10 protein-coding genes and 2 pseudogenes are annotated in these 11269 nt (G+C 67.6%); 8 read left to right on the top strand and 4 right to left on the bottom strand.

From position 1 onward, the window contains the following. From AC3A6Y_RS24775 to AC3A6Y_RS24765, 3 genes and pseudogenes are all read left to right on the top strand, one after another. Positions 1–138: pseudogene (locus AC3A6Y_RS24775) on the top strand (acyl-CoA dehydrogenase); the annotation flags it as partial. A gap of 66 nt (positions 139–204) precedes the next feature. Next, positions 205–1434, top strand: a complete 1230-nt coding sequence (locus AC3A6Y_RS24770; protein ID WP_487870891.1) for a CaiB/BaiF CoA transferase family protein — start codon at positions 205–207, stop codon at positions 1432–1434. Further along, positions 1434–2051, top strand: a complete 618-nt coding sequence (locus AC3A6Y_RS24765; RefSeq protein ID WP_487870890.1) for a glutathione S-transferase family protein — start codon at positions 1434–1436, stop codon at positions 2049–2051. The genes AC3A6Y_RS24770 and AC3A6Y_RS24765 overlap by 1 nt, the downstream gene beginning before the upstream one ends. 5 nt (positions 2052–2056) lie before the next feature. Here AC3A6Y_RS24765 and AC3A6Y_RS24760 read toward each other — a convergent pair whose 3' ends face one another. The 4 genes from AC3A6Y_RS24760 to AC3A6Y_RS24745 all read right to left on the bottom strand — a co-directional run bounded on the left by AC3A6Y_RS24760 (position 2057) and on the right by AC3A6Y_RS24745 (position 4481). Beyond that, positions 2057–2878, bottom strand: coding sequence for an amidohydrolase family protein (locus AC3A6Y_RS24760; protein ID WP_487870889.1), 822 nt, complete (start codon positions 2876–2878; stop codon positions 2057–2059). Then, entirely contained in the window at positions 2875–3414 is a 540-nt protein-coding gene (locus AC3A6Y_RS24755) for a carboxymuconolactone decarboxylase family protein (protein ID WP_487870888.1), read from the bottom strand. The genes AC3A6Y_RS24760 and AC3A6Y_RS24755 overlap by 4 nt, the downstream gene beginning before the upstream one ends. A 256-nt stretch (positions 3415–3670) precedes the next feature. Beyond that, positions 3671–3853, bottom strand: coding sequence for a hypothetical protein (locus tag AC3A6Y_RS24750; RefSeq protein ID WP_487870887.1), 183 nt, complete (start codon positions 3851–3853; stop codon positions 3671–3673). Positions 3854–4097: 244 nt separating this feature from the next. After that, complete coding sequence (locus tag AC3A6Y_RS24745; protein ID WP_487870886.1) at positions 4098–4481, bottom strand: hypothetical protein; 384 nt, start codon at positions 4479–4481, stop codon at positions 4098–4100. 310 nt (positions 4482–4791) lie between these two features. Between AC3A6Y_RS24745 and AC3A6Y_RS24740 the strand changes: the two are divergent. From AC3A6Y_RS24740 to AC3A6Y_RS24720, 5 genes and pseudogenes are all read left to right on the top strand, one after another. Beyond that, positions 4792–5087: pseudogene (locus AC3A6Y_RS24740) on the top strand (thiolase family protein); the annotation flags it as partial. Between the two features lie 504 nt (positions 5088–5591). Next, the gene (locus AC3A6Y_RS24735) at positions 5592–7424 is read left to right on the top strand and encodes a S41 family peptidase (protein ID WP_487870885.1); all 1833 of its coding nucleotides are present in this window, start codon (positions 5592–5594) and stop codon (positions 7422–7424) included. Between the two features lie 30 nt (positions 7425–7454). Then, positions 7455–8681 carry a hypothetical protein gene (locus AC3A6Y_RS24730; RefSeq protein ID WP_487870884.1) on the top strand — a complete coding sequence of 409 codons (1227 nt, stop codon included), beginning with the start codon at positions 7455–7457 and terminating at the stop codon, positions 8679–8681. A gap of 3 nt (positions 8682–8684) precedes the next feature. Beyond that, positions 8685–10340, top strand: coding sequence for an amidohydrolase family protein (locus AC3A6Y_RS24725; RefSeq protein WP_487870883.1), 1656 nt, complete (start codon positions 8685–8687; stop codon positions 10338–10340). Positions 10341–10353: 13 nt separating this feature from the next. After that, the gene (locus AC3A6Y_RS24720) at positions 10354–11217 is read left to right on the top strand and encodes a uracil-DNA glycosylase family protein (protein WP_487870882.1); all 864 of its coding nucleotides are present in this window, start codon (positions 10354–10356) and stop codon (positions 11215–11217) included. Positions 11218–11269: the final 52 nt, after the last annotated feature.

The raw sequence follows: 11269 nt of genomic DNA, 5'->3' as shown, positions 1-11269 counted from the left end.
TACGCGCACCAGCGCACCGTGCGGCTGGTGGACGGACCGGACGAAGTGCACCGCAACGCGATCGCCAAGCTGGAGCTCGCGAAGGGCCGCTTGAAGGGCGTGAAGGACGAGTTGCGCGCGGGCGCATCACAGGGTTGACGCCCGGGCGCTAGTCGGGCGGCACGGCGACTTCGAGAATGCAAGGGCATCAAGGAGATTCGCCCAATGAGCACTGCCACCGGCCCGCTGTCCCACGTCAGGGTTCTCGACCTCAGCCGCATCCTCGCCGCCCCCTGGGCAGGCCAGATCCTGGCCGACCTGGGCGCCGAAGTCATCAAGGTCGAACGGCCCGGCACCGGCGACGACACCCGCACCTGGGGGCCGCCCTTCCTGAAAGACGCCGAGGGCCATGACACTCGGGAAGCCGGCTACTACCTTGCGGTCAACCGCGGCAAGCGTTCGATCACGGTCAGTCTCGAGAAGCCGGAAGGCCAGAAGATCGTGAAGGAGCTGGCGTCCCGCGCCGACATCGTGCTGGAGAACTACAAGGCCGGTACGCTGGCGCGCTACGGGCTCGACGAGGCCTCGCTGCGCGAGATCAACCCGCGCCTGATCTACTGCTCGGTCACCGGTTTCGGCCAGACCGGCCCGCGCCGCGACCAGCCGGCGTACGACTTCCTGATCCAGGCCATGGGCGGGCTGATGAGCGTGACGGGTGAGAAGGACGGCAGGCCTGGCGGCGGACCGCAGAAGGTGGGCGTGCCCATCGTCGACATCATGACCGGCATGTACGCCGCCGTGTCCGTCCTGGCGGCACTGGCGCGGCGCGACCGGACCGGCGTCGGCGACACCATCGACATCGCCATGCTCGACGTGCAGGTCGCAACGCTCGCCAACCAGGCCATGAACTACCTGGTCTCTGGCAAGGTGCCGCGCCGCAACGGCAATGCCCATCCCAACATCCAGCCGCAGGACGTGTACGCCTGCGCCGATGGCGACGTGATCCTGGTGGTGGGCAACGACGGCCAGTTCGCCAGGCTGTGCCAGGTGTTCGGCCAGCCCGAGTGGGCGAGCGACCCGCGCTTTGCCAATAACGCCCAGCGGGTGCGCAACATCGGCGAGCTGTCGGCGCTCTTGCGCGACCAGTTCGCCGAATGGGAACGCGAGAAGCTGGTGGCCGCGCTTGACGGCGCCGGCGTGCCTTGCGGGCCCATCAACACCGTCGCCGACGTGTTCAAGGATCCGCAGGTCAAGGCGCGCGGGCTGTTGCGCCACGCGCCGCACCCGAGCGGCGTGGACACCCCGCAGGTCGCCAGCCCGATGCGCTTCGGCGGGGAGGCCCTGCCGGCCGGCAGCGCGCCGCCCGTGCTCGGCCAGCACAGCGAGGCGATCCTCGGCGAACTGGGCTACGGCGGCGCCGACATCGAAGCGCTGCGTAAGGCGGAGGTGATCTGATGGCTGCCTCTCTGACCCTGCACTGGTCACCCAAATCACCCTACGTGCGCAAGGTGATGGTGTGCGCGCATGAACTGGGCCTCGCGCCGCAGCTGAAACTGGTGCGTTCGGTGGCCGCGATGCTCCAGCCGAACCCCGCGATCATGGCGGTCAACCCGCTGTCCAAGATCCCGACGCTGGTGCGCGAGGACGGCTCCGCGCTCTTCGATTCGGCCGTGATCTGCGAGTACCTCAATGCACTGGCTTGCGGAACGCTGTTCCCCGCGCAAGGCGAGCGGCGCTGGCAGGCGCTGCGCTGGCATGCCTTCGGCGACGGCCTGCTCGATGCCCTGATCCTGTGGCGCAACGAGCGCGAGCGCGAGGTGCCGCTGCAGCGGCTGCTGGAGGCCTTCGAGCTGAAGACGAGCGCCTCGCTGCGTATGCTCGATGCGGAAGCGGCGACCCTCGCGGCAGAGCCCTTCTCGATCGGCCAAGTCACGGTGGGCTGTGCGGTCGGCTATCTCGACTACCGCTTCGACGCGTTCGGCTGGCGGGCGCAGGCACCGCGTCTGGCGCACTGGTTCGACGCGCTGTGCGAACGGCACTCTTTCCAGGTGACCCGACCGGTCGAGGGCTGAGGAAACTAGCGGTACAGGTGTTCCGCGTTCGTGCTCAGAACCTGGCGCACAACGGCATCGCTGCCCGCCCATTCCATGAACATGTCCAGCAGTTGGACTGGATCCGGAGTCGGCGTTACACGCAGGTGGGGCCAGTCGCTGCCCCACACCAGCCGCTCGGGATTGGCGGCGACCATCTTCTGCTGGAACTCGCGCCCGACCTCCCAATCGCTTTCGTTCAACAGGTTGCGGTAGGCGCACAGCTTCACCCACACTCTTCCCGTTTCCAGGAGGCCGAGCAAGGTCCGGAAGCCGGGGTCGTCGACGCCGGCCTTCGGATCGAAGCCGCCCATGTGGTCGATGACGACCGCGACTGGCAGCGCCCGCAGCTGCGCTGCGATCTGTCCGAGTGCACGGCAGTCGGTCCAGAGCTCCGCGTGCAGCCCGGCATCGGCGAGCCGGGGCGCGAGCGCGTGCAGGTCGGCCAGCGATGCGCTGCCCGCAAAGTTGGCACCGGCGCCGCTGCGATGACTGAAGCGGGCACCACGCACGCCTTGCGCCCGCAGGCTCGCCAGGTCCAGCGGACTGTTGGGCCGCACCACGACTACGCCGCGCAGCACGGGCTGAACCGCCAGTGCATGCAGCAGCAGCGAGTGGTCATCGCCATATGCGCTGGGATGGACCAGCACGCCGTTGCTGAGGCCGAGGCGTCGCAGCAACGCGATGTACTGCGGCTCGATCGCCTCCGGCGGCGTGTAGCTGCGCTCCGCCGCCAGGGGGAAGCGTTCATAGGGGCCGAAGAGGTGGGCGTGGCAGTCCCAACTGCCCGGCGCGTCGGCGCTGTTCATCGGAGCGCTTCGTGCTGCGGCAGCGGAAAGGCAGGCTGCACGCCTTCGGGAAGCGGAATCTCGTGGCAGTTGAGCGTCATGGCGACCATCGTGTAGTAGCCGATCAGCGCCGTGAGTTCGACCACCGTGCGCTCGCCGAAGCGCTGCAGCACCGCGGCATAGGTCGCGTTCGAAACCGATTTGTCGCGGTTCAGCTCCACCGCATAGCGCCACACGAGCGCATCGTCATTCGACATCCCCGGCGGCTCGGTCTGCGCCAGCAAGGCATCGATGATGGGCGGCTGGATGCCGGCCTTCTCGCCCTCGACGCGATGCGCGTACCACTCTAAGGGCGAGCGGCAGGCGCGCCCCGTCACCAGGATGGCGATCTCCGACAGCCGCGGAGGCAGCGAGGTGCCATAGCGCAGCAGCGCGCCGAGCGCCTGCCACCGGTCTGCGAGTTCGGCGTTGTGCAGGACCGCGCGCAACGGTCCCTGGATCTTTCCGCGCGGGCCGGTAACGATCTTGTCGTACACCGCCCGCTGGGCAGCGTCCATGGTGTCTGGGGAAGGGAGTGAGATCCGTGGCATGGCATGTTCCAGAGGACACGACCGGAAGGGTCGACGATGCGGCCATCATAGGCAGCGACGCCGCGCCGGCCTCGAGGGTGGCGGCAACGCTGCTATGCGGAAACTCGCAAGGCGAGGCAGTCGACCGCCGGGTGCCATTTCGCTTCATCCAGCATTGGTTTCGTCGCCCCGCTTTCACAGCTGCGACGTCCCAAAAGACGCGCCCCCGAGGTTCGATATTCTTTCAGCGGAAGGTGACGCCGCGCGCGTCCATCGAGACGAGTCGGCTGTTGGAGATCGCAACGTCAGCGCCGGTGCATTCGAAGTCTTCTGCGACCTGTTGCCAGATCGCACGGTTCACGAAAATCTCGCCAGCGCAAGCGGTACTCCGCAAGTGCCCGGCCATGTTGATGCTATCGATGGTCATGGCAAGGATGCAGTTGCGGGCATCACTTGACGATCTACGATCCGGCCCGTGTCGAAGCCGCTGTGCAGCTTAAAGGGGCACCCCAGAAGATCCGCCGGGTCAGTGCAAACTCGTCGATGGCAGAGTGCAGGTCGAGCGTCGCCGCAACGGCGCAAGTGGCATCGTGGCGGCAAGCGATCGGAACGCCGAACAGTGTCATGGATCGGTGGAAGCAGTCAGGGCGGTGAAGCCCACGACGGCGCCGCTAGTCCAACGTGACATGCCGATACTCAGCGTACGCGGTAGGCCGAGAACTACCCACCGGCACGATCCATTCTTCGCCTGGAAGGGTGACGCGCACGTTGGCCTCTTCGCGCATCCAGCAGCCACGCACCGCCTGTCCATCCCAAGTAGCCAGGAAGCTCACACGACGGGGTGCGGGGCACTCGCCCTGAGCATCGGTCAATTGCAATAGCCGAACCGGGCTCCCATCCGCTACGAAGAGGACACTTGGCGTGAGGTCGTAGCCGACGACGCCAGCGCAGCAGGCCAGAACCACCACCACAAGGCACAGCGAGAGATTGTGACCCTGGCCCGAGTTCACCTGCACTGGCTCGGACCACCACTGAAAGGGATTGAGATTGAACATGATTCAGGTCCAATAAAGCAAAAAGGCAACGAGCTGAACTCGTTGCCTTTGAGGGGACGCCTGACGATGTGAGCGGGCTAAGTACCCAACATAGTTCGACCGCGCTGCTCAAAGGCAACGAAGGTGCGAAAACTCGAAATCGACAAATGCATGGACACGATGAATGCGCAGTGTGCTGGTTGGAGGCAGTCTGATTCGACGCTTGATACCTCTCTATGTGAAAATTGCCAGAACGGTTGGAGCGTGTAGGCGAGATCGTGGTCTTTGGCAAATCGCGCGGTCACCATTGCTTGACGCCTTCCCCTCGCAGGTCCTGCTCAAGGGCCGCGGCGGCGACACCCTGGTCAAGGCCGACGAGGGCCCGGGCAAGGTCAAGCTCGACAAGATTTTCAGCCTCAAGCCGGCTTTCAGGAAGGAAGGCGGCACCATCACCGCCGCCTCCAGCTCCTCGATCAACGACGGCGCCGCGCTGGTGATGATGACCCAGAGCACCGTGAAGAAGGTGGACGCAGCGCCCATCGCGCACTCTAGGCATGCCACCCACGCGCAGCAGCCCGAGCGGTTCTCGACCGCCAGGTCGCCGCCGTGGCCAAGCTCTTCAAAAAAATCCGCATAGGGCGTGAAGGACGTGGATCAGGGCGTGGAAACCGAGTCCCCAGCGCTGAACCGGGGCATGTTTTCCTAAGCCGCTCGCGGTTTTGGATCTCTGCGCGCGTGTCGTTGGACATGGTCCACGCAATTTGCAGCTGCCCAGGCGAGCGATTGGGCTTCGGGCATATCCCCTTTGTCTGATGCGCCGAGCCCGCCGCCAAGTCACGATGCGCGTCGGGGAGTTTGGACGTGGGATAGCCGCCCCCTTTGGGGAATGACACCAACCGACCAACGTGAGGAGCGACCATGGTTCAGGACCGGCTGGCTGCCGTGCAGCGCGGTGTTGCACTTTCCGAGGTCATCGAGACTGCACCCGTCGCAAGCGCCAGCGCAAAGCGGGCTGCGCGCGTTACAGGACCTGTGGGGCGTGCCGGGGGGCCGGCGGCAGCTGGCGCCAGGCGAGCGCGGTCGAAGGGTACGCCAAGCGCATTCACCGGCCCATTCCTCTCACCCTCCTCCTTGACGAAGGCCGAGCGGCTCAAGCTCGTCGACGGCGTCGAGCGCGTCATGGAAGGCGTGTTCGCGCACCTGCCGCTCAAGCGGGCGCGCTATGGCGCGGACCCTGTGCAGAGGTTGCGCATCCTGCGCACGCAAGTCGATCAGTTGTCGAGCTATGAATTTCATCTCGAGCTGGCCGACACGGTAACGCGGCTACGCGACGCGCACACCCGCTACGCCGGCCCGACCAGCCTGTCGACCAAGGTGGCGGCCCTGCCTTTCCTGGTCGAGGTGTTCGGCCCCCCCGAGGCGCCGACCTACGTCGTGACCCGTGTGGGCGCGGGCCTGGACCCGGCCTTCAAGCCGGGTGTGGTGCTGGAGTTCTGGAATGGCGCTCCCATTGACAAGGCCGTGCGCCGACATGCCGACGAGGAAGTCGGTGGACGGCCAGACAACCAGCGCGCCTGGTCGGTCCTGAGTCTCACGCTGCGCTCATTGCAGTACGGTCCCCCGCCAGACGAGTACTGGGTGGTGATCGGCTACCGCAGCACGGCCGCCAATGGCACGCCGACCGGTGCACCCCGGGAGATCAAGATTCCCTGGCGCGTGGTCGATCCGGGCGAGATCGACAAGATGCAGTCGAGCGGTCCTTCGGGTAGCGCGGCCACGCGCCTGCGGCACACGCGCGCGGTGGATCCGGCGGCCGCGATCACGCGCCGCGCCAAGATGCTGCTCTTCGCGCCCGGCGCGCTGACCGGCGAACAAGCCAAGCCTGCGCCGGCGCGCAGATCGCCTTCCGGTCGCAAGCTGCCGACCGCCAAGGTGATCGAGACCGAACTCACGGGCACCCTCAAGGCCGAGTCGCTGGCCATTCCCGGCGGACCCATCGGCTATCTGCGCATCTATGGCTTCGACGCTGCGCCGGAGGACTTCATCCCCGAGCTGCAGCGGCTCATTGCCCTGCTGCCCGACAACGGCCTTGTCATCGACGTGCGGGGCAATCCCGGCGGCTACATCCTTGCCGCGGAATCCGCGCTGCAGCTCTTCACGCCCAAGACGATCCATCCGACGCGCTTTTCTCTTCTGTGCACGGCATTCACCCGCGCACTTGCTGCGCTGCCCGGCATGGAGGCAGAGCTCGGACCGTGGAAGGAATCGCTCGAAGCAGCGGTGCGCAACGGAGAGCTCTATTCGCAGCCGCTGCCCATCACGACCTTTGCGGAATGCAACTCGATCGGCCAGCAGTATGGTGGCCCCGTCGTCCTGGTGGCCGACTCGACGACCTACTCCTCGGGCGATCTCTTCAGCGCCGGCTTCGTCGACAACGGCATCGGCCCCTTCGTCTGCGTCGGCTCGGCCACCGGTGCCGGCGGTGCAAACGTCTGGGACTACGAGGACCTGCGAGCGCTCATGACGGGTACGGACTTCGAGCTGCCGGTGCTGCCCGACGGCATCGGCATGTCTTTCTCTTTTCGTCGCGCGACCCGTGCAGGCCCCTCCGAAGGCCTGCCGATCGAGGACGTTGGCATCGGCGGCACGCCCTATGCAATGACCCGCGACGACCTGCTGGCCGGCAACCCCGACCTGCTGGCCCATTGCGTGGACCTGCTGCGACAGCAGCAGCGCAGCAGCCTGGCCGCCGTTGCGAACGAGACAGCGCGCGAGATCACGGTGCGGCACGCGGGCCTGGACCGACTGGACGTGCTCTTCGACGGCCATCCGGGCAGCAGCCTGCGCCTGCGCGCGCGCACGCCGGTGGTCGTGCCGTACCCGGCGGGCACCCAGGTGATCGAGCTGTTCGGCTTCGGCAACGAGCAACTGCTGCAGAAGCGCCGCGTGGACGCACGTCCTTGACAGGACCCAGGCCAACGATCAGGAGCATCCATGACTTCTCGCACCGCGTGGGCCGCACTCCTTGCGGTCTCCTCCTTTTGCTGTGCAACGGCTTCGGCGCAGTTTCCCGACGCCCGCGACACGCCGCCTGCGGGCTGGAGCGGCCCGGTGTTCAAGCTCAAGCAGGACTACCCGCAGACACTGCCCTCGGTCGGCGCGCGCCCATGGATGAGCTTGGACTTCCGCACCCAGCCCAACGAGTACATCAAGGCGGTGCTGGACTACGCGCTCCAGGGCAACAAGGAGGTCGACTTCGTGGTGCAGAACAACACGACGCGCGGCTGGTACCACGCGCCATGGATGCACGTCGGTGCGGCCGGCCGCGAATTCGTGCGCGGCCTCACGCGCGAGCGCGCATCGCGCCCGGGCGAACTGGCCCCCACCCAGACCGGCACCTTCGAGAACTGGGCCGTGAGCGTCTACAACCCGCGCGGCGGCTACACCCTCGGGCGTGTGTGGAAGGACCCGGACGCCCCCAACCCGAGCCTGGCGAAGTTCCCGGTGGGGGCCGTCAGCGTGAAGCTGATCTTCACCGAGGCGCCGGTGAGCCAGGTGCCCTACCTCGCGGGCTCGGTCGAATGGCAGGCCGACATCAACCGCAGCCGCAACACCAGCCCGCGGCCCACGCTGCGCCTGTTGCAGGTCGACGTGGCGGTGCGCGACAGCCGCGCGGCCTCCACCACCGGCTGGGTCTTCGGCACTTTCGTCTACGACGGCAACGCACCGGGCGCCACGCCCTGGGACAAGCTGGTGCCGGTGGGCCTCATGTGGGGCAACGATCCGACGCGGGTGGGCACTGGGCAGGCGCTGCAGCAGACCAGGATCAACGCCGGCCTGCAGATTCCTCAGCACCTGGGCTTCGAGAAGCGTCTCAACGGACCGGTCGACAACCCGCGCTCTTCGTGCCTGTCCTGCCATTCGACGGCGCAGGTCCAGACCGACCTCTCGCGCCCGACGCGCGCCGCGATCCCGCCGGCCAATGCATCGGCGCAGACGCTGCGCCTGTACTTCCGCAACATCAAGGCAGGGGCGCCCTTCGATGCGAACGCGCTGGCGCTGGACTACTCGCTGCAGTTGCAGAACGGCATTGCCAACTGGGCACAGACCGAGGGCCCCTCCTCCGGCCCGCAGGGACGCGCCGGGGCCATCGGTGCAGGCCCGAGGCGGCTCGACGGCTCGCGCGGCATCAACATCCGTCCCGTCGGGCGGGACGAGTGAGCCATGGCGACCAAGAAGCCCATCGATCCTGCAGACAGCCCGAAGCTCGTGCTCCAGGGCCGCGTCGTCACGATGAACGGCGCCTTCAAGGTGATCGCCGACGGCCGCGTCTACACGCACAACGGCAACATCGTCGCCGTGCAGGAGGCGGCGGCGCCCGCGCCTCCTGGCTTCGGCAGCACCGCCGTGACGGACACCGGCGGCACCCTCTTTCCCGGGCTGATGGACCTGCACAACCACCTGCCCTACAACGTGCTGCCGCTGTGGCAGGTGCCCAGGAAGTTCAGCAACCGCGGCCAGTGGGGCCGCCACGCGGAATACCACAGCAAGATCTCCGCGCCGATGCAGACGTTGGCTGCCACGCCCGAGCTGCTGGCGTCCATCTGTCGCTACGTCGAGGCCAAGGCGTTGATCGGCGGCACCACGACCGGCCAGGGCATCACGCTGGCGAACCAGTCGGGCATCCGGCGCTACTTTCGCGGGGTGGTGCGCAACGTCGAGGCCACCGACGACGAAGCCTCGCTGCCCGCAGCCTCGACCCGCGTGCCGGACGTCGCCGCCAAGGACGCACAGAGCTTCCTCGCACGCCTGAAGAAGGAGAAGACTTGCTACCTGCTGCACCTGAGCGAAGGCACCGACGCGACCGCGCGGCGCGCCTTCCAGGCGCTGCAGATCGGCGGCGCGAACTGGGCGATCACGCCTTCGCTGTGCGGCATCCACGCCGCGGCGCTGCAGGCGCCGGACTTCCAGGTGCTGGCGGCGAACGGTGGCAGCATGGTGTGGTCGCCCTTCAGCAACATGCTGCTGTACGGCGGCACGGCCGACATCGGCGCCGCCAAGGTGGCCGGCGTGCCGATCTCGCTCGGCTGCGACTGGGCGCCCTCCGGCAGCCGCAACCTGCTCAACGAGCTCAAGGTCGCACAGCTCTTCAGCGAGGCCAGCGGGGGCATCTTCACGGCGCGTGAGCTGGTCGCCATGGTCACGCGCGAGCCGGCCGGGCTGCTCGGCTGGGAGCGGTTGGCCGGCACGCTCGAGGCGGGCAAGCGCGCCGACCTCATCGTGGTTGAGGGCAGTTCGGGCGACCCGTACCAGCAGCTCATCCGCGCCAAGGAGTCGGATCTTCTGCTCGTGATGATCAACGGCGTCGGCCGCTTTGGCGACGCGGCGCTGATGCGCAGGCTGGGGTTTGCCGGCGAGGCGCTCAAGGTCGGCGGTGCCGGCCGCATGCTGTTTCTCGCGCACCCGGCGGAAGATCCGCTGGTGCAGAAGCTCACGCTCGCCGCCGCAGGCGATCGCCTGACGCGCGCGCTGCGCGGCCTGCCCGCGCTCGCGCGCAGGGCCGAGCGCCCGCGGCCGATCTCGCCTTTGGCCCTGGCGCGCGGGGGTGCCAACACCTGGCGGCTGGCGCTCGACGAGATCCTCGACACCGGCGTCGACCTGCGCGCCAACCTCCCGCAGCGTTTGCCCGGCGGGCGCACCCTGCGGGCAGCGGCGATGCGGCCGGTGTTCGCGGAAACAAGGAAACTCTCGGCGGCCGTCATGCCCCTGGCCATCGATGCGCTGAGCGTGGTCGACGATGCGGGCTACCTCGACGCGCTGGACCAGCAGAAGAACGTGCCCGATGCCATCAAGGAGGGCCTGCGCGACCTCTGGTCGTGAATGCCGGCACAGCATGGCCCTCCTGCGCGACGCATTGAACGAGTTCGCCGTCGACTGGCGAGGCGACCTTACGCCGGCCTGGCGCACGGCGCTCGCCGGCGCCGATCCCGATCCGAGCGCCGTCGGCGGCGCCCTCACCTACGACGACGCGCAGCCCATCTACCCCTCGAGGCGGCGCAAACCCTTGCCCGAAGCGCGGGCCGATGCCCACGTCTTTCGCGCCTTCGACGGCCTCGCACCCTCCAAAGTGCGTTGCGTGCTGATCGGCCAGGATCCCTACCCGGCACTGCGCCGCGCGACCGGCCGCTCCTTCGAGCAGGGCGACACGGACACCTGGAATCTGCCGGCAGCGTCGATCGCGAACAGCTTGCGCGTGCTGCTGCGCATGCTGGTGGCGGCGCGCACCCAGGACCCGACGGTGCTGAAGATGAGCTGGGCCGCCTTCGCCCACCACATCGGTACACCCGGTGTGGCGCTCGAAGCGCCGCGCGACCTTTTCGACAGGCTGCAGCAGGCAGAGGGCGTGCTCTTTCTCAATGCCGGGCTCACCCTCACGCGCTACAAGTCGGGTGGCGCACCAGAACAGTTGCGCGGCCACATTCCCTTCTGGCGACCGGTGGTCGGACAGGTGCTGCGGTCGATCGCGGTGCGACGGCGCGGACAGGTGGTCTTCCTCTGTCTCGGCGCACTGGCCCAGAAGCTGCTCCTCAACGAAGGCGTGAAGCTGGCCGCCACCCAGGCGGGAACCTGGGACACACGCGCTGGCGAGGTCGCGCTGCCGCATCCCGTGGCGCCGGGTTTCATTGACGGGCCGAACCCGTTCGAAGCCGTCAACACCAAGCTCCTGTCCTTCAAAGCGGCGCCGATCGCCTGGTAGCCGCCAGTCCGAGCGGGTTTTGATCTACCCGCCGTGATGTCCGGGTCCACGG

The organism is Variovorax sp. Soil_C_17 (genome assembly GCF_057657265.1).
This window is presented reverse-complemented; position numbering and strand designations above follow the sequence as displayed.

What these genes read in the sequence shown, in the direction of transcription:
- AC3A6Y_RS24755 (WP_487870888.1), bottom strand. Translation starts at nt 3,414, where the DNA reads ATGGACGCTGCCCAGCGGGCGGTGTACGACAAGATCGTTACCGGCCCG.
- AC3A6Y_RS24725 (WP_487870883.1), top strand. Translation starts at nt 8,685, where the DNA reads ATGGCGACCAAGAAGCCCATCGATCCTGCAGACAGCCCGAAGCTCGTG.
- AC3A6Y_RS24730 (WP_487870884.1), top strand. Translation starts at nt 7,455, where the DNA reads ATGACTTCTCGCACCGCGTGGGCCGCACTCCTTGCGGTCTCCTCCTTT.
- AC3A6Y_RS24760 (WP_487870889.1), bottom strand. Translation starts at nt 2,878, where the DNA reads ATGAACAGCGCCGACGCGCCGGGCAGTTGGGACTGCCACGCCCACCTC.
- AC3A6Y_RS24720 (WP_487870882.1), top strand. Translation starts at nt 10,354, where the DNA reads ATGGCCCTCCTGCGCGACGCATTGAACGAGTTCGCCGTCGACTGGCGA.
- AC3A6Y_RS24745 (WP_487870886.1), bottom strand. Translation starts at nt 4,481, where the DNA reads ATGTTCAATCTCAATCCCTTTCAGTGGTGGTCCGAGCCAGTGCAGGTG.
- AC3A6Y_RS24770 (WP_487870891.1), top strand. Translation starts at nt 205, where the DNA reads ATGAGCACTGCCACCGGCCCGCTGTCCCACGTCAGGGTTCTCGACCTC.
- AC3A6Y_RS24765 (WP_487870890.1), top strand. Translation starts at nt 1,434, where the DNA reads ATGGCTGCCTCTCTGACCCTGCACTGGTCACCCAAATCACCCTACGTG.
- AC3A6Y_RS24750 (WP_487870887.1), bottom strand. Translation starts at nt 3,853, where the DNA reads ATGACCATCGATAGCATCAACATGGCCGGGCACTTGCGGAGTACCGCT.